18 protein-coding genes and 1 pseudogene are annotated in these 18,836 nt (G+C 32.5%); 11 read left to right on the top strand and 8 right to left on the bottom strand.

Annotated features, from left to right (window positions below; genetic code table 11):
• Positions 1-107 precede the first annotated feature (107 nt).
• Positions 108-845, bottom strand: coding sequence for a hypothetical protein (locus BM072_RS14315; protein WP_092910067.1), 738 nt, complete (start codon positions 843-845; stop codon positions 108-110).
• 228 nt (positions 846-1,073) lie between these two features.
• Between BM072_RS14315 and BM072_RS14310 the strand changes: the two genes are divergently transcribed.
• Positions 1,074-1,772, top strand: coding sequence for a DUF1826 domain-containing protein (locus tag BM072_RS14310; protein WP_092910064.1), 699 nt, complete (start codon positions 1,074-1,076; stop codon positions 1,770-1,772).
• A 10-nt stretch (positions 1,773-1,782) separates the two neighbouring features.
• Here BM072_RS14310 and BM072_RS14305 read toward each other — a convergent pair whose 3' ends face one another.
• From BM072_RS14305 to BM072_RS14290, 4 genes are all read right to left on the bottom strand, one after another.
• The gene (locus BM072_RS14305) at positions 1,783-2,280 is read right to left on the bottom strand and encodes a GNAT family N-acetyltransferase (RefSeq protein ID WP_092910061.1); all 498 of its coding nucleotides are present in this window, start codon (positions 2,278-2,280) and stop codon (positions 1,783-1,785) included.
• A 27-nt stretch (positions 2,281-2,307) separates the two neighbouring features.
• Positions 2,308-2,754, bottom strand: coding sequence for a DUF1572 family protein (locus BM072_RS14300; RefSeq protein ID WP_092910058.1), 447 nt, complete (start codon positions 2,752-2,754; stop codon positions 2,308-2,310).
• Positions 2,755-2,788: 34 nt separating this feature from the next.
• On the bottom strand, positions 2,789-3,343 hold the full coding sequence (locus BM072_RS14295; protein WP_092910056.1) for a hypothetical protein: 555 nt from the start codon (positions 3,341-3,343) through the stop codon (positions 2,789-2,791).
• Positions 3,344-3,427: 84 nt separating this feature from the next.
• Entirely contained in the window at positions 3,428-5,005 is a 1,578-nt protein-coding gene (locus BM072_RS14290) for a GMC family oxidoreductase N-terminal domain-containing protein (protein WP_092910053.1), read from the bottom strand.
• A 177-nt stretch (positions 5,006-5,182) separates the two neighbouring features.
• Here BM072_RS14290 and BM072_RS14285 point away from each other — a divergent pair, with 177 nt between their 5' ends.
• From BM072_RS14285 to BM072_RS14250, 8 genes and pseudogenes are all read left to right on the top strand, one after another.
• Positions 5,183-6,034 carry an aldo/keto reductase gene (locus BM072_RS14285; RefSeq protein ID WP_092910050.1) on the top strand — a complete coding sequence of 284 codons (852 nt, stop codon included), beginning with the start codon at positions 5,183-5,185 and terminating at the stop codon, positions 6,032-6,034.
• Between the two features lie 34 nt (positions 6,035-6,068).
• Positions 6,069-7,052 (top strand): aldo/keto reductase, encoded by a 984-nt coding sequence (locus BM072_RS14280; protein ID WP_092910046.1) that lies wholly within the window; start codon positions 6,069-6,071, stop codon positions 7,050-7,052.
• 10 nt (positions 7,053-7,062) lie between these two features.
• Positions 7,063-8,202: pseudogene (locus BM072_RS14275) on the top strand (aldo/keto reductase).
• A gap of 2 nt (positions 8,203-8,204) precedes the next feature.
• On the top strand, positions 8,205-9,251 hold the full coding sequence (locus tag BM072_RS14270; RefSeq protein WP_092910043.1) for an alpha/beta hydrolase: 1,047 nt from the start codon (positions 8,205-8,207) through the stop codon (positions 9,249-9,251).
• Between the two features lie 75 nt (positions 9,252-9,326).
• Complete coding sequence (locus tag BM072_RS14265) at positions 9,327-9,773, top strand: (R)-mandelonitrile lyase (RefSeq protein ID WP_245752214.1); 447 nt, start codon at positions 9,327-9,329, stop codon at positions 9,771-9,773.
• Positions 9,774-9,870: 97 nt separating this feature from the next.
• Positions 9,871-10,479: a flavodoxin gene (locus tag BM072_RS14260; RefSeq protein ID WP_092910040.1), complete on the top strand. Its 609-nt coding sequence runs from the start codon at positions 9,871-9,873 to the stop codon at positions 10,477-10,479.
• 93 nt (positions 10,480-10,572) lie between these two features.
• Positions 10,573-11,478: a helix-turn-helix domain-containing protein gene (locus BM072_RS14255; protein WP_092910070.1), complete on the top strand. Its 906-nt coding sequence runs from the start codon at positions 10,573-10,575 to the stop codon at positions 11,476-11,478.
• Positions 11,479-11,579: 101 nt separating this feature from the next.
• Positions 11,580-12,002: a VOC family protein gene (locus BM072_RS14250; protein ID WP_092910037.1), complete on the top strand. Its 423-nt coding sequence runs from the start codon at positions 11,580-11,582 to the stop codon at positions 12,000-12,002.
• Between the two features lie 117 nt (positions 12,003-12,119).
• Here the strand turns inward: BM072_RS14250 and BM072_RS14245 are convergent, their stop codons facing one another.
• The 3 genes from BM072_RS14245 to BM072_RS14235 form a co-directional block, all read right to left on the bottom strand.
• Positions 12,120-12,770, bottom strand: a complete 651-nt coding sequence (locus BM072_RS14245) for a phosphoribosylanthranilate isomerase (protein ID WP_092910033.1) — start codon at positions 12,768-12,770, stop codon at positions 12,120-12,122.
• A gap of 133 nt (positions 12,771-12,903) precedes the next feature.
• Positions 12,904-14,580 (bottom strand): PNGase F N-terminal domain-containing protein, encoded by a 1,677-nt coding sequence (locus tag BM072_RS14240; protein ID WP_092910030.1) that lies wholly within the window; start codon positions 14,578-14,580, stop codon positions 12,904-12,906.
• Between the two features lie 74 nt (positions 14,581-14,654).
• Positions 14,655-15,821, bottom strand: a complete 1,167-nt coding sequence (locus BM072_RS14235) for an acyl-CoA dehydrogenase family protein (protein ID WP_092910027.1) — start codon at positions 15,819-15,821, stop codon at positions 14,655-14,657.
• Positions 15,822-15,961: 140 nt separating this feature from the next.
• Here BM072_RS14235 and amaB point away from each other — a divergent pair, with 140 nt between their 5' ends.
• A complete protein-coding gene (amaB, locus tag BM072_RS14230; RefSeq protein ID WP_092910024.1) occupies positions 15,962-17,491 on the top strand; it encodes an L-piperidine-6-carboxylate dehydrogenase in 1,530 nt (509 codons plus the stop codon).
• A 12-nt stretch (positions 17,492-17,503) separates the two neighbouring features.
• Positions 17,504-18,793, top strand: coding sequence for an L-lysine 6-transaminase (gene lat, locus BM072_RS14225; RefSeq protein WP_092910021.1), 1,290 nt, complete (start codon positions 17,504-17,506; stop codon positions 18,791-18,793).
• The last annotated feature ends 43 nt before the right edge of the window (positions 18,794-18,836 follow it).

The raw sequence follows: 18,836 nt of genomic DNA, 5'->3' as shown, positions 1-18,836 counted from the left end.
TTGATAACTCCATAAGAATTAAAAGCTAACTTCGGTTCCGTTCAACAGGCTTTCATCTCATGCCCTCCGGGCTAGACGAAAGCTTAGTTATTAGCAGAAGTTTTTATTTATAAATCGTAAGGACTTATAAAACTACTTTCATTTTTTTCTTTTGGATAATAAAATATTGGAATAATAATTTTTTCCTGTTGTAGTATTGTCATTTCTCTATTTTTAGCATAAACTTTTGATTTTAATTTTAAGATTTCTAATAATTCAATATTTATGCTTTCCGAAGAAAACTCTTTTATTGCTCTTACAAAATTAACACTCAAATCTTTGTTTATTGTCACCTCATATAAAGCAAAATTATTTTGTAGTTCTTTTAAACCATTAAATTTTTTTAAGAATTCAGAATTAATTACATACGAAACGTTATTTTTTGTGTTCATATCTATTTTTTCTGTTTTCATATATTTTAATAATTCAATTTTTCTTTGAATTGAAGCTATATTATTTTCAATTTTTATTGAACCAGAGCAAAAACCAAATTTTAGAATTCCATCTTTGTCTTTTGAAGCAAAGATCAACCAAGTTGTATTTTGAGGAGTGAAAAATGCACAACTTGTCATTTGCTCACTATAAATTTTCATTCTTTTAGTTGAAACACCTTTGTATAAATCTATAATTTCAATTTCTATGTTATGAAGACTTTTATTTTTATCATCAAGCCAAATTTTCTTAATTTTTGCTTTCGCTATAAAGTCTGAAGTCGAAATTCTTTCATTAATATTCATTGGCATACAAGAACAAGCAAAAGATAAATTTGAAAAAAAAATCGAAAAAATAACTAGTAGTGTCTTCATAAAATTTCTGCTAACGTTATTATATGTGCAATATAATAAATTTCATCAAATTAACGAAAAATACTAAAAAGCTCATTTTTAAACGGTTTTAGAACTTTATTGAGTTACGTATTTTGTATTATTATAAAGTATTTATAGTTACATATTATACAAAATACGCATATGTTTAAATAATTTTTAATCCTTATTTTTACACAGAATAAAATTCCGAACGGTTTTCTCAAAAATATGAACAATACATTTTCTAAGCATCAGCAAATAGGTGAGGTTTCTACTTTTATGGAGCTTGTAAATACAAATTTTTATGGAGCAATGAATGCGATTTGTTGGCATAGAAATTTGGATGGAGATTTTAGCGAAATTGTATCTCAACTTCAGTTAAAAGATAATGTTACCGAAGTTTCTGTTGATGATATTTTGGCACTTCATTTATCAGAAAAAGGAGATATTGCAAGAAAAATAATTTTAAATGATTTGCAATTATTAACCGATTTTGGTGCATTACCATCTCTTAATTTGATTAAGAATTATGAACGAGATGACGAATTTGATTTCATTTCTACGGATGTATATTCGTTTCATGTGGATCGTTCGCCAATTAGTACCGATACTTTTTTATGTACTTATTACGGCGCTTCGAGTGATATTATAGCAAATGATGAGGTTGAAAAAAAGATTTTGATTCCAGAAATTCGAGAAAAATTGAAAGAATTACATGACGGAACAGAAGACGAATTTGAGGCTTTTTTGAAAGAATATTATTTTGATTTACACTATCAACCCAAACCAAATAGTAATCCAATTAATTTGGGATTAGGTCATTTGTGGCGATTAGCAGTCGATCATCCAGAGCAAAAAGTTTTGCCTTGTGTTCATCGCGCTCCGATGGAAAATGATGGTGAAGTTCGACTGCTTTTGATTTGTTAATTAATCATTTCTAAAACACTTTTTGATACACAGACAATGTCTCATTATCTTCATGTATTTCGTTTACATACGTCAAACCTAATTTTTTGATAAGTAAAATAGAAGGCGTATTTTCTGGTAATGTAATCGCAAAAACTTTCGTACAAATATTTTCAGTTTCGATTATTTCCATCAATTTTTTACTTGCTTCATACGCAAATCCTTTCTTTTCGAATTCAGGTAAAATGGCAAATCCAATGTCATAATCTTCCAAATAATCCCTTTTAATCAGTGTTACAAGTCCCAAAGGTTGTTGGTTTTCTTTCTGTTTAAAAACTAAATACGTGTAATTAGAATTGTTTACAATTTTTTTGATGTAAGCCGTTGCGTCTTCTTTAGTATTAACCTTTCGATCACCAATATTTTTCAGCCATCCTTCGGTATTCACCAATTGATAGATAAAATCAGTATCTTCCTTCGTCATCGGTTCTATAATTAACCGCTCAGTTTCAAATTTTAAATGATGCATTTTACTATTATTGTAATGTGTTGTTTTTTAGTTGTCTAATAAACGTCGGTGATAATTAATTTGACCCAAATGATAATTTAAATGCAAAGTCAAATGAACTAATAAATATTCGATTGTCGTGGTTTCATCAAACTTCAAAACGGGATAATCCTCTAATAAATCTTCATTTGTAAGGTGATTTAAAGCGTTTTTAATCATGATTTTAGTTTCATTTATCTTCTGAATCAATTCAATTCTTGGAACATTTTTTTGAGAAAACTCTAAATCTCTATCTCGAATATAAGCTGTTTTTTCGATTTCTTTTCCAATAAAAGTGTTCAGATTTCCGATTAAATGCAGCGTTAAATTTCCTGCAGAATTTGTAATATTATTTTCTACAATCCAAAGATTTTCTTCGTTTTTATAAAGTTCAACTTCAGTAATTAATTTGTTTAAATCTCTTTCAAAAAGCGATATCAAGGTAATTGCATTCATACTTTATCGTTTTAATTTAGAAGTAAAATTACACTTATTTTTTTTCAAATAATTCTATATTCTGTTGAATAGATTTTTCGATTTGAATAATATCCATAAGAATCATTTTTAACGTCTGTTTTTGATTTTTTTCAGTTTCATTTATGTTTGCGTATAAAAAAGTCCCCAAAAGTTCACTTTTATTATTCAATAGTTCTTTTAGTTCTTGAATATTAGAAAGTGTCGTTATTTGATTGTAATCTACCAAATCAATTTTAGTACTAGAAACAGATTTCCAAGCATTAATTTTAATTTGTGGAATGTATATACCTTTAGATTTCAGAATTATATCTGAAAGTGTAACGTTTTTATTGCTCGAATAAAACTCTAGCGAATCAATCAAAGCTTTTTGTCGAGGAATAGTTGCTTTAATATCTTCTTTAGAATCCTTTAATTCGCTATTTATAGTAGAAAAAACTTGGTTAATGTAAACTTTATCTTTTCGTTCGGAATTCCAATTATCAATAAAAAGAGCGATTAGAATACCTGCAATTACAGGCACAATTTCTTTAATAAATTGAATGGTATAATCTTTAATTTCTTTTTTCATTAATGTGGTTTTGGTATGATTTCAATAGTTTGAGCAAATTGCTTTTCTCACAAACTAAATTACATTATTGTTTTAAGATAAATACTAAACCTCGAAACTTTTTTCCATCAAAAGATTTTCCATGCAATATTCTGCTAAAGCAGTGATGGTTAAAAACGGATTAACACCCGTACTTGCTGGAATTAAAGATCCATCTATAACAAAAAGATTTTCATGGAGATTCAGTTTTCCGAAAGCGTTTGTGGCTTTTTTTAAAACAATTCCGCCCAAAGGATAATAACAAATGTCGTGTCCAAAACCATTATGAAAAAGCATATGAGAGCGCGTTCCTCCATTGGCGTTATTCATTGTTCGAAGGAAATATTTGGCGTTCTGTTTCATTTTTTCGGTGTTGGATAAATCCCAATTTAGATTCAAATAATTAGTTTCTGGATTGAAGGAAACTTCGCCAGGTTTATCAACTTTATTTATCATTAAATAAAGCGAAGTTGCAACATTCATTCCCATCGGAAGTGGCGCAATTTCAGCAAAAAATGAATGTTTTGGATCTTCCCAATTATCAATTCCACCAACGGGAATAGTTGATTGTTGAAAACCTGTACCACCAGAAAAAGCATTGACCCAATTTCGACCCGTCATAAAGTTACCGTTGTTACCCCAATTTTGTCCAATTTCCTTATCCAAAGGGAGTTTATTTATATGTTGCGAACGTAAAAGTAGCTCTAAACTTCCCATTGTACCAGCTGCTAAAATCAGTTTTTTACAATTAATTTTGAATTGTTTTTGAGGCACACCTTGTGTATCAATTTGGTTAACATTCAGAGTATAAGTATTGTCATTATTTAACACAAAATCTTTGACAACATGAAGATCTAGAATTTCTAGATCTCCTGTTGCTAAAGCCTTTTTGAGATAGGTTTTATCTAAACTTTTTTTACCAAAATTGTTTCCATAAATAACTTCGCCAGCAAGAGCCGATCTCGGAACTTTTTCCTCATATTCTTGCTCCATATAGTCGAAATCATAGACATTGGGAACGCGCATAGTTTTGAAACCAGCTTGATGAGCTTGTTCTTCGCCCACTTTATTGAATTTATAGAAAGAGCAAGTCTTTAGAAATTCCTCTCGTGGCGTGTTTACTTCCAATTCTTTTTGAGCCAAAGGAAAATATTTAGTATAAAAAATATCAGCATCCAACTGAGGAAATATTTCTTTAAAATAATCTTTTTTAGGCAAAACCGCCATTCCACCATTCACCAAAGAACCGCCACCAACACCACGACCGACCCAAATTTTGATGTGCTCAAAATCTAACCGATCCAAAGCTCCGGTATAAGGTTTTACAGGAAAAATATTCATAAAAGGAGCGATGGTCTGTTTTTTTAACCAAGCTGCACTTTTTCCGGGATTAATCATTGGAGAAAATTTTTCACCAGATTTCTCCCAATTTAATCCCATTTCTAAAAGACAAACTTTTTTTCCAGCTTCACACAATCGCAATGCTGCAACTGCGCCACCATAACCAGAACCAATGATAACGATTGGTTTGTCTACACTGTTTTCATCTTCGGAAAATGAATTGGCAAATACGGAAGTTGGGTTAAAAAAAAACAATGAGCCAACGCCAAGACTTGTCTTTTGAATGAATTCTTTTCTGTTCATAAAAAAGTAACTTTCAAAAACTGTGCGAAAGAATTATAAGAAGAGATTTATAGTACTAATTTAATTTCTACAAGAACTAATCATCAACGATTTTTTGGATACAACATTCCCAAATTTGGATACTTTGAAATAATAAACATTTTCGACATTTGTATTACTAATTTAAAACAAATTAAAATGCAAAAAGTAAAATTAAATAACGGTGTCGAAATGCCAATTTTAGGATTCGGGGTTTTCCAAATTACTGATGAAACTGAATGTGAAAAAGTAGTATTAGAAGCCATTGAAACGGGTTATAGATTAATTGATACCGCAGCTTCTTATCAAAATGAAAAAGCGGTTGGCAATGCCATTAAAAAATGTGGCGTTCCTAGAAATGAGCTTTTCATTACGACCAAACTTTGGGTAGAAGATATGGGTTATGAAAAAACCAAAATTGCTTTTCAAAAATCTTTAGATAAACTGCAATTAGAATATCTGGATTTATACTTAATTCATCAACCTTATGGAGATATTTTTGGCTCGTGGAAAGCGATGCAAGAATTATATGCCGAAGGAAAAATAAGAGCTATTGGCGTTGCAAATTTTCATCCTGATAGAATGATTGATCTGATTATCAATAGCGGTTTTACACCTGCCATTAATCAAATAGAAACGCATCCTTTTCATCAACAGATTGAAAATCAAGAATTTTTAGACGTGAATAAGGTACAAATTGAATCTTGGGGACCTTTTGCCGAAGGGAAAAACGATATTTTCAACAATGAAATATTGATGAATATTGGTAAAAACCACAACAAAAGTGTAGCACAAGTTATTCTTCGTTGGTTAACGCAAAGAGGTGTGATTGCCATTCCAAAATCGGCTCGTAAAGAAAGAATGGAAGAAAATTTCAATATTTTTGATTTTGAATTGTCTGAAAATGAAATGAAAACCATCCAAACTTTAGACAACAAAAGCAGTTTATTTTTTGACCACCGAGATCCAAATATGGTAAAATGGATTAGCGAACGCAAATTAAATAACTAGCCTAATTTACGCTATAATTTTAAAATTTTAAAAAATGAAAACAAGAAAATTAGGAAATAACGGATTAGAAGTTTCCGCATTAGGATTGGGTTGTATGGGATTAACATTTGGTTATGGTCCTGCAACTAACGAAAAAGATGCTGTTCATTTAATTCAAAAAGCATACGATTTGGGAATTACTTTTTTCGATACAGCCGAAGCTTATAGTCAAGGTGGAAACGAAGTTATGTTAGGAAAAGCAGTAAAATCTTTCCGTGATAAAGTAGTTATTGCGACCAAATTTGGATGCAAAGATGGTGATTCTTCAAAAGGTTTTGATAGTCGTCCAGAAAGAATTCGTCAGGTTGTAGAAAATTCTTTGAAATTCCTCGATACTGATTATATCGATTTATTTTACCAACACAGAGTTGACCCAAATGTACCAATGGAAGATGTTGCAGGAACGGTAAAAGATTTAATAACAGAAGGAAAAGTGAAGTATTTTGGACTGTCGGAAGCTAGTGTAGAAAGCATCAGAAAAGCACATTCTGTTCAGTCGGTTTCGGCGTTGCAAAGCGAATATTCTATGTTTTATCGTGAGCCAGAGAAAGAAATTATTCCGACTTTAGAAGAATTAGGAATTGGTTTTGTGCCTTTTAGTCCTTTAGGTAAAGGTTTTTTAACAGGTGCTATTGACGAAAATACGCAGTTTGATAAAACTGATTTTAGAAATATTGTTCCAAAATTTTCTGAAGAAAATAGAAAAGCAAATCAACAATTGGTTGAATTAGTAAAAGCGATTGCTTCCGACAAAAATGCGACACCCGCACAAATTGCATTGGCTTGGTTGTTGGCTCAAAAACCTTTCATCGCACCAATTCCGGGGACAACGAAAATCAATCGTTTAGAAGAAAATGTTGGGGCAATTAATGTAGAGTTATCAGTAAATGAATTATTAGAAATCGAAAAATCTTTGGCTCAAATTGAAATTGTTGGAGAACGTTATCCAGCACATTTGAATGCAAGAGTAGGAAAATAATAGATACAAAATGAATAGAAGAGATGTTTTAAAAACCGCAGGATTGGCTTTGGCAGGAAGTGCATTGCTTCCTCTGAATGCTTTTGCACAAGTTTCAAAATCTGGAAATAATGAAAAACCGAATGATGTAGAACCTATTTTATCGGGCAAAAGAAAATTGGGTCAGTTAGAAGTTTCTGCCATTGGTTTGGGCGTTCAAAATATGTGGCGAACTTACCAAACCACCATTCCCAACCGAAAAGAAATGCACAACATTATTCGAAAAGCATTCGATAATGGCGTTACTTTATTTGATACAGCAGAAGCCTATGGTCCGTTTGAAAGTGAGAAAATTTTAGGAGAAGCAACTTCGTCTTTTCGAGATAAAATTGTTATTGAAACTAAATTTGGTTTTGATATTGGACAAGATGGAAAACGTACAGGCGGACTGAATAGCCAGCCGAAACACATTAAAATGGTTATAGAAGCAATGCTGAAGAGGCTTCGCACCGATAGAATAGATTTATTGTACCAACACAGAGTTGATCCCAATGTTCCTATTGAAGACGTGGTTGGAGCAATATAAGATTTGATAAAAGAAGGAAAAGTGTTGCATTACGGGCTTTCTGAAGCTGGTTTACAAACCATCAGAAGAGCACACAAAGAGCATCCAATTACCGCAATTCAGAACGAATATTCATTGTTGTGGCGTGGCGCAGAAAAAGAAGTTATTCCGCTTTGTGAAGAATTGGGCATTGGTTTTGTGCCTTGGAGTCCGCTTGGTGTTGGATTCTTAACAGGTGCGATAGATGAAAATACACGTTTTGCTCAAGGCGATTTCAGAGGTTTAACCACCCGTTTTGCACCAGAAAATTTAGCTAAAAATATGGCTTTGGTACATCTTGTAAAAAAATGGAGCGACAGAAAAGAGGTTTCACTTGCACAAATTTCTTTAGCGTGGTTATTGGCTCAAAAACCTTGGATTGTTCCCATTCCGGGTACGACACAAATGGCTCATTTAATGGATAATATTGGTGGGAATAATGTGAAATTTTCGTCAACAGAATGGCAAGAATTTAATACCGAATTAAACACCATCCAAATTGCTGGCGAGAGATTTCCTGCAAGTGTACAAGCAATTTCGGGTGTTGAAGCACCATTAAAAAAATAAAGATGAAAAAATTTGCATTAATAATTTTAATAATAGCATTTACAAGTATGACAAACGCTCAATACTATAAAAAAGCAGAACAAAATCCATTCACATTAGTTTACGATGGCGCTATTACAGAAAACATAAAAGATAAAGTAAACATTCACCCAGTTTCTTATAAAATCAATGGAATTGAAGTTGTCGCCAATGTTTATACCCCTGCAAATTATGATGCTTCAAAAAAATATCCAGCAATTGTAGTTGCACACCCAAATGGCGGAATAAAAGAACAAACCGCAGGATTATATGCACAACACTTGGCAGAGTTGGGATATATCACAATCGCTTTTGATGCCGCTTTTCAAGGTGGAAGTGGCGGTGAACCTCGTCATACAGACAAACCTTTTTACAGAGTTGATGACATTCACGGAGCGGCGGATTTTATCCTTCAATTTTCAGGAGTTGATGAAAATCGTGTTGGCGTTTTAGGAATTTGTGGCGGTGGTGGTTATACTTTAAAAGCCGCACAATCCGACAAAAGATTGAAAGCGGTGGCAACTTTAAGTATGTTTAATTCTGGCGAAGTAAGGCGAAATGGTTTTCAAAATTCGCAATTAAATACCATTCAAGAACGTTTGAAACTGGCTTCGGACGCACGTTCGCAAGAAGCAGAAGGTAAAATAATATATGGTGGTGTGGAAAGCATTTCCGATGAAGAAATTGCCAAAATAACGACCGATTTGTATCGTGAAGGTTATGAATATTATTATCGAACGCACGCTCACAAAAATTCTACTTTTTTATATACAATGAGTAGTATGATGAATTTGATGACTTGGGATGCAAATACAAATATGGATTTAATTAATCAACCATTATTGATGATGGCAGGAAGCAAAGCCGATACAAAATATATGACCGATGAAGCATTTCCAAATACCATAAATGCAAAAACGAAAGAATTATTTTTGATTGATGGAGCAACACATATTCAAACGTATTGGAAACCTGAATATGTACAACAAGTGGTTGAAAAACTAAGAGATTTTTTTGGCAAAAATCTTTAACCCAAAACAGCAAAAAATATTATGAAAATTAAAAAAGAGTTTAGGCTGATTACATATTTATTCGCTGCATTTTTATTGTTTTCTTTCAGCAATATTCAGGCTCAAAAAATTGATGCAAAAATGAAACCATTTGAAAGTGTAGAACCCAAAGGCACACAAGCAGCCAATACAAATTTTACGGGAACTGTGTTTGTAAATATGATCGTAAAACCCGAAGACGGATTGCATAGCAATATCGGCAAAGTAACTTTTGAACCCAAAGCAAGAACCAATTGGCATAGCCATCCAACGGGGCAAACGCTGATTGTTACCGAAGGCATAGGTTATTATCAAGAGAAGGGCAAACCAATTCAGTTGATACAAAAAGGCGATGTAGTAAAAATTCCGCCGAATGTAGTGCATTGGCACGGAGCATCGCATCATAGTTCTATGACGCATATTGCCATTGTTTCACTTGGCGAAAAAGAAAGTGCTATTTGGCTACAACCTGTAACAGACGAAGAATACAACGCTTTTATATGACAAATGCACAATCTGCTCAAAATAATTATAAAGAAAGCCCAGAATATGTAAAACAAGGGTAAAAAACTAAAGGATTTTTACGCCAAAAATTTATAAAATGAAAATTGTAACCATATTTATCTTATTTCTAATGAGTATTTTCTCAAGTTGTTCGCACGCTCAAGAATCCAAAACACTTGATAAAAAGATTTTGATTGTCTATTTATCCAGAACGGGAAATACAAAAGCGGTTGCAGAGATTATCAAGAAAAATATTGGTGGAGATTTGGTCGCATTGGAACTGAAAAAACCTTATCCCGAAGATTATAAAACCACAGTTGCACAAGTTCAATCAGAAAACGAAAGCGGATATCTTCCGCCTTTAAAAACAAAAATTGAGAATATCGAAAAATATGACACCATTTTTATCGGTTTTCCAACTTGGGGAATGCAATTGCCACCACCAATGAAAAGTTTTTTGAATGAATATAATTTGAGTGGAAAAACAATCATTCCATTCAATACCAATGCGGGTTACGGGATAGGAAATAGTTTTGAAACCGTAAAAAAATTATGCCCGAAAAGTAAAATTATCGAAGGGTTTTCTATAAAAGGTGGCATTGAACGAGACGGAGTTTTATTTGTGATGGAAGGCGAAAAGGAAAAGCAAGCCGAAATTGAAATAAAAAAATGGTTGCGAAAAATAAAGTTGTTTCCACAGAAATAAGGAAGTAATAATAGTGTACAAGCAATTTCGGGTGTTGAAGCACCATTAAAAAAATAACTAAATTTGTAATAAATCTTTGCTAAAAAAATGAATATGGAAAGCAAAATAAATACAATCAATTCCGTAACGCAATATCATAAATTGTGCGTATTAACAATGCCTTTGCACCCTTTGGTAAGTGTTGTAAATATGGCTGAAATTGATTTTTTCTTACACGAAGAATTTTGGAAACATTATGTCAATAATTTGTACACTATTTCCATAAAAAGAGGTATGAATTCCAAATTAATTTACGGTCAAACCGATTTCGATTTTGACGAAGGCGTTTTGGTTGTAACTTCTCCAAAACAAGTCATCAGTATCGAGAAGTTGGAAGATATAAAATTGACTGGTTATAAATTTATTTTTCATCCCGATTTTATCAAAGGAAGTTCGCTTTCTAAAAGTATTCATCAGTACGGATTTTTCGCTTATAACAACAATAAAGCATTGTTTCTTTCCGAAAAAGAAGAGCAAATTATTTTGAATTTATTTAGCTCCATAGAGCAAGAATGTCAAAATAATATCGACCAATTCAGCCAAGATGTGATGATTGCCAATATCGAATTGCTTTTGGTACATATCGACCGATATTACAACCGACAATTTATCACGCGAAAAAATATAAGCAACGATACTTTGTCTAAAATGGAAGAAATATTGAATGAATATTTTAAATCTGAAATTAATCAATTGCCAACTGTACAGCACGTTGCCGACCAATTAAATTTAACGCCAACTTATTTAAGCGACTTGCTGAAAAATTTAACTGGACTTACAGCGCAGCAACATATTCACGAAAAAATGATAGCAAAAGCCAAAGAATTATTGTCCACAACAAACCTTTCTGTAAGTGAAATTGCGTTTCAGTTGGGATTTGAATATCCGCAATCTTTCAATAAATTATTTAAAAAGAAAACAGATTTGACACCTTTGGAGTTTAAGCAGACTTTTAATTGATTTTAAATAATTATCATTAAATTACATTTACTAAATAGAAGAAGTTGCTAGGTGAAATTTAATTACGAAAGAAATATAAAACCAACTTAAAAAAATAAATTATGGCACAAATTAACCCTTACATTAATTTCAACGGGAATACCGAAGAAGCATTCAATTTTTATAAATCAGTTTTTGGTGGAGAGTTCGAAAGAATTATTCGTTTTAAAGATATGGCAAATGCCGAAATTCCTATTTCGGAAAGTGAAGCAAATAAAATAATGCATATTGCCTTACCTATTGGGAAAAATGTTTTGATGGGTAACGATGTTCCAGAATTTATGGGAAAAGTAAATGAGAACGAAAATAGGTCAAAAATAGCAGTTAGTGCAGAAAGTAAAGAAGAAGCAGATAAGATATTTAATGGACTTTCGGCAGGTGGAAATATAGAAGTTCCGATTACTGATAGCCCTTGGGGATCGTATTTCGGAATGTTTAGAGATAAATATGGAATAGAGTGGACGGTAGATTTTGAACCAAAATAAAGCTAATATGTCCGAAGAATATTAAATTAGAAAAACTTATTATTTGAGAAAATAATATATAAAAGGCAGATTTATTATTTATACTAAATCTGCCTTTTGTAAATAAAATGAATTGTATTATTTGAATACATTCTCAAAGAATTTTTCAAGTTTGTAAGGATCAAGTTTCTTGTCTGTTCTCACGCCACTACAAAGATCAAGTCCAAATGGTTGAACTTCTTCAATCGCTTGTCTTACATTGTCAGCTGTAAGTCCACCAGCAAGAAAAACGGGAACTTTTGATTGTTCAACTATTTTTTTACTAAGTGCCCAATTATGTACTCTTCCTGTTCCGCCAAGTTCTTTAATTGCTAAGTTTGGGTTTCCACTGTCTAATAATAAAGCATCTACAAATGTTGATAGTTTTACAGCTTCATCAATTGTTTTTTCGTCGATTACATGAATTACTTGTACAATTTTTATTGCTGGTAATGCTTTTCTAATTGCTTCATAAGTTCCTTCTTTTAGTTCGTCTACTATTTGAATTGTATTTGTTAAAGTTCGTTTGTGATGCGTTATAATTTGCTCCGCCGAAGTTTCACTTGTTAACATAAATGTAGAAACGGATGGCGGTACAATTTTAGCAATTGATAAAATCATTTCGTCCGAAATTACGCCTGGTCCGCTTGGCATATTTGCCACAAGTCCTAATGCAGAAGCTCCATAGCTAATTGCCATTTTAGCCTCGTCTGTAGAACTTATACAACATATTTTTACTCTTGTAGTCATTTTTTATTTTTCTGATTTTTTAGTGTCAAAAAGGAATGTAAATATTTATAATCAATAGATTATTCATTCTGAACTAGTTTTCAGGATGATATTTTTATAATAATACAAGATAGATATTCTTTTAATTTAACAATTATTCACCCAAAATTGTTCCCGAAACGCCCCAATAACTAAAGCTTGTGCCTTCTGGTTTTCCTTGCGGAATTTTTACTTGTACGGTATGTTTTCCTGCTTTTAAATCACCTAAATTTATAAAATATGGATTTGTAATTGTGCCAGGACACCAATTAGAACGGCTGTAATCTGAAGAAGATAAACCATTGTCAAAATTACCTGAAGCAGGATTGAAAGAGCGATACGAGCCACAATCTTGTCGCCAAGGAATTAACGAAAATACTTTTTGACCATCTACAAATACCGTATTTTCTTTTGGTACAAATTCATCACCATTTTCCCAACCACCATGACCAGTTGTCGTAAAACGAAGTTTAGTATTTTTGAAATCTTCTTTTAAGGTAAACTCAACCGTAAAACCATTGGCATCATCAAATAAAGTCGGATATTCTTGTCCAGCCATTTCCATCACATTTACTGTATTAAAAATTGGTTGAACTTTATTCTTCGGAATTGTTGCTCCATCAGATGGATGAACCGTAATGTTTGCCGAAATAATATGTCCGCCTTGATCATAATTTCCGATAAAAAAGCCAATTAAAACTTCTTTATTCGACAATAAACTCTGAAATTCTGTAATTTCTTGGCGATAATTCGCTTTGTTTTGCCACGTTTGATTTTTTAATTGAATATGATTAAATTTATTCACTCCAAAAGGAGTAAAAAATCGCATTATTTCTACAGCAGGTGTGTATTTATCTGTTAAAAAATAACCTTGATATTTTTCCCCATTTCCATTGGTGTAAACAGGTAATTGATTAATTCCTTTTTGTAAACCATCCATTAATGAAATTTCAGAAGTTGTCGGAATTATAAAAACCGTTCCCGTTCTGTCGTAAGCATCTCCATTCGAAATTTGATTAACATTCAAAAATAATTGACTTCCTTTTTTAAATTCAGGAAGTTTTATTTTTCTCACTACAACAGTTCCATTTGCGAAACGATAAATAGAGTCATTTGAAGAGAAATTAGCACTGAAATTAATCTGTTGATCTTTAAGAAGTGAGATATTTACAAATTTACTTTTCCAAATAATATCTTTATACGTCAATAAATCAACGGGTTGTTGTGCCAATTCTTTTGTGATGTATTGATTTGGATTAATATCTTTTTGACGCTCAATTTTTGACGCTTTAATAGTCATATTATTGTTGCGCGTATATTCTAAAACAAAACCTAAATTCAATCCAACCGTTGTTGGCGCCGCATTTAAATTCATATTGTCAACATACCAAACATCAATTGTATTGGAATTGATAGAAGTTGTCCCTTTTTTACAACGCAAACCTAAAATACGTTTCGTTTCTTTTGTAAGCGTAAAAACGGCTTTGTTAAAAGAAACTGAATCATTGCTGATAATAGAATGAATCGAATCAAATTGTGTAACCGTAGAAATAATTGGTGATTGAGATTTTGTGTAATAAAATAACTCGTTTGGGTATTTTTTGTATTGATTAAAACTATTTTGCGTACCAATAATTGTTTCGTGTGTGTTTGCCAAAACTTGTATCGGATTAGTTTCTTCTACTTTTTTACCATTCGAAAATTTTTCGTAGGTAATTTGATAGGCTTCTTGCGCTTGAATATAAATTGCTTGAATGCAAAAAATGAATAAGATTATCGATTTCAATTTCATCTTTTAAAAATAAAAAAATAGGTTTACAAAAGAATTGTAAACCTATAAAATATTATGTTTTAATAAAAATTATATTAGATAAAAGCATTGATTCCCGTAACATCTGCGCCAGTAATCAATAAATGTACATCGTGCGTACCTTCGTAAGTAATCACAGATTCTAAATTTGCGGCATGTCGCATCATCGGGAAATCGCCCACAATACCCATTGCACCAATTATTTGACGAGATTCTCTTGCAATATCAATAGCCATTTTTACATTGTTGCGTTTTGCCATTGAGATTTGTTCTGGAGTTGCTTTGTTTTCGTTTTTCAAAGTTCCCAAACGCCAGCATAATAATTGTGCTTTTGTAATTTCAGTAATAAATTCAGCTAATTTTTTTTGTTGTAATTGAAAAGAAGCTATTGGTTTTCCAAATTGCGTACGCTCTAACGAATATTTTAAGGCAGAATCATAACAATCAATTGCAGCGCCAATTACGCCCCAAGAAATTCCGTATCGAGCAGAATTTAAACAAGATAATGGACCTTTTAAACTTTTAACATCAGGTAAAATATTATGTTCTTCAATTTTCACATTTTCAAAAACTAATTCACCTGTTTTAGAAGCGCGTAAAGACCATTTGTTGTGTGTTTCTGGTGTAGAAAATCCATCCATATTTCGTTCTACAATTACGCCACGAACTTTTCCTTCTTCATCTTTTGCCCAAACAACAGCAATATCGCAAATAGGTGAATTTGTAATCCACATTTTTGCGCCATTTAATAAATAATGATCTCCATTTTTTGTTAAACGAGTTTCCATTCCACCAGGATTAGAACCGTGATTTGGCTCTGTTAAACCAAAACTACCAATAAATTCGCCAGAAGCTAATTTTGGTAAAAATTTATGTTTTTGTTCTTCCGATCCATAGGTGTAAATTGGATACATAACCAATGAAGATTGTACTGATGCAGCCGAACGAACAGCAGAGTCACCACGCTCCAACTCTTGCATAATCAATCCGTACGACATTTGATCTAAACCTGCACCGCCATATTCTGCTGGTATGTATGGGCCTAAAGCACCAATTGCGCCAAGTTTTTTCATTAAATCAGGAATGTCTGTATGGTTTTGAGCAGCATCATCAATAACGGGTTTTATTTCTGTGTCAACAAAATCACGAACCGATTGACGGATTAATTTATGTTCATCAGTTAATAAATCATCAATCTTAAAATAATCTGTAGTTGAATTCATTTTATGCGGTTTATTTTATTTAAATCTAACGATTATTCAGTAAATTAAAAATAATTCTGAATATTATTTATTAAAAATTTTAATTATTGAAACTTTTGTTTAAATTGGTAATACATTAAGACCACAAAATAAACAAAAAAATGATAGAAAACGAATTAAAAGGACTAGGTATTTCGTCTGATAATTTCGGAACTTCAACAGGAAGTACTTGGTTTGGAAAAGGAGAAACATTAAACTCTTATTCGCCAGTTGATGGAAAATTGATAGGAAGTGTAAAAACTTCGACAAAAGAAGACTACGAAGAAGTTATTCAAAAAGCACAAAAAGCATTCAAAGAATGGCGTGTAATTCCTGCGCCAAAACGCGGAGAAGTAGTTCGTCAATTTGGAGATAAATTGCGCGAAAAGAAAGCTGATCTTGGAAAATTGGTTTCTTATGAAATGGGAAAATCTTACCAAGAAGGTTTAGGTGAAGTACAAGAAATGATTGATATCTGCGATTTTGCTGTTGGTTTATCGCGTCAATTATATGGTGCAACAATTCATTCAGAAAGACCATTGCATCGCATGTACGATCAATATCATCCGCTGGGAGTTGTTGGCGTTATTTCGGCTTTCAATTTTCCGGTTGCCGTTTGGGCTTGGAATACGTGTTTAGCATTAATTTGTGGTGATACAGTAATTTGGAAACCGAGTGAAAAAACACCTTTGTGCGCAGTTGCTTGTCAACATATTTTGGCAGAGGTTTTAGCAAAAAATAATGTGCCAGAAGGCGTTTCTTCTTTGGTAGTTGGAGATAAAGTAATTGGAGAATTAATTTCACATGATCGTCGTGTAGCGTTGGTTTCTGCAACGGGTTCTACGCGTATGGGAATTGAGGTAAATAAGGTTGTTGCAGCTCGTTTAGGTAAAACAATTTTAGAATTAGGTGGTAACAATGCAATTATTGTAACGCCAGATGCAGATCTTAAAATTATGTTGACTGCTGCTGTTTTTGGAGCTGTTGGTACGGCGGGACAACGTTGTACAACAACCCGTAGACTAATTGTGCACGAAACAATTTATGATAAAGTAAAAGAATCGTTGGTAAATGCTTATCAGCAAATAAAAATAGGAAATCCGTTGGATACAGCTAATCATGTTGGTCCGTTAATCGATACGCATGCTGTTAAAATGTATACAGATGCATTAGTAGAGATTGAGAAAGAAGGCGGTAAAATTATTGTTGAAGGTGGCGTGTTAAACGGCGCTGGTTTCGAAAGTGGTTGTTATGTAAAACCTGTGATTGCAGAAGTAGAGAATGAATTTAAAATTGTTCAGAAAGAAACATTTGCGCCAATTTTATATTTGATTAAATATTCGGGAGATGTCTTAAATGCAATCGACGTACAGAATAATGTTGCACAAGGTTTATCATCATCAATCATGACAAATAATCTTCGTGAAGCCGAATTATTTTTAAGTCAACAAGGTTCTGATTGTGGTATTGCCAACGTAAATATTGGAACATCAGGTGCAGAAATTGGTGGTGCTTTTGGTGGCGAAAAAGAAACGGGAGGAGGAAGAGAATCTGGTTCAGATGCTTGGAAAGCTTACATGCGACGCCAAACAAATACAATCAATTATTCTACAGAAGTTCCGTTGGCACAAGGAATTAAGTTTGATTTTTAAAATTTTAAAAAGATGAGTACAGTACACGAAAGATTAGCAAAACATATATTGGCAGACGGTTATCCAATTGTAATGGATATGGATAAATCGCATGGATCTTATGTGGTTGATGACAAAGGAAACGAGTATTTAGACATGTTTTCGATGTTTGCTTCAACTGCAATTGGTTATAATCATCCACATTTGATGGAAAAAATTGAGTTTTTAGGTCGAAATGCAGTTAATAAACCTGCAATGTCAGACATTTATACCAAAGATTATGCAGATTTAATTGATACGTTTGAGCGCGTTGCAATGCCAAAAGAATTACAATATTTATTCTTTATTTCGGGCGGAACATTGGCTGTAGAAAATGCTTTGAAAACTGCTTTTGATTGGAAAACAAGACTTAATTTATCCAAAGGAATTCAACAAGAAGCAGGCGAAGTTATTCATTTCAAGCAAGCTTTTCACGGGCGTTCTGGGTATACATTGTCGTTAACAAATACAAAAGATCCACGTAAATACGAGTATTTTCCTAAGTTTGATTGGCCTCGAATTGATAATCCAAAAATTCATTATCCCGTTACAGAAGATAATTTATCAAAGACAATTGATGATGAAAAAAGAGCGATAGAACAAATAGAAAATGTTTTAGCAACGCGAAAAAATAAAGTGGCTTGTATTATTATTGAGCCAATTCAAGGAGAAGGAGGAGATAATTATTTTAGAAAAGAATTCTTTAAAAAATTACGTGAAATTTGTGATAAAGAAGAAATTTTATTGATTTTTGATGAGGTACAAACTGGTATCGGAATGACTGGTAAAATGTGGGCTTTTCAGCATTTTGATGTAGTTCCTGATGTAGTTTCGTTTGGTAAAAAAACGCAAGTTTGTGGAATTTTAGCGAACAAAGAAAAGCTTGACCAAATTCCGAATAATGTGTTTAAAGAATCAAGCAGAATCAATTCTACATTTGGTGGAAATTACATTGATATGTTGCGTTTTAAATTGATTTTGGAAGTAATCGAAAAAGAAAATTTAGTACATAATGCCGAAGAAAAAGGAAAATATATAATAGATAGACTAAATGATATCGCGAAACACACGAGTAAAATACACAGTGTTCGTGGTTTAGGATTATTTATTGCCTTTGATTTTGACTCGGATATCAATCGTTCAGCGTTTATTAATAAGTGTTTTGATAACAAGATGATTATTCTGCCCTGTGGCGAAAAATCGGTTCGTTTGCGACCGCATCTCAATTTATCGTTCAAAGAAGTTAATCAAGCGTTAGAAATTATTAAATTAGCATTAAAATAAAGTAGAAAGGCAACCAATTAGAGGTTGCTTTTTTACTTTTGTA

Source organism: Algoriella xinjiangensis (genome assembly GCF_900115015.1).
Taxonomy (GTDB): Bacteria; Bacteroidota; Bacteroidia; order Flavobacteriales; family Weeksellaceae; genus Empedobacter; species Empedobacter xinjiangensis.
The sequence above is the reverse complement of the archived record's forward strand: the minus strand, read 5'-3'. Positions and strand labels throughout refer to the sequence as shown.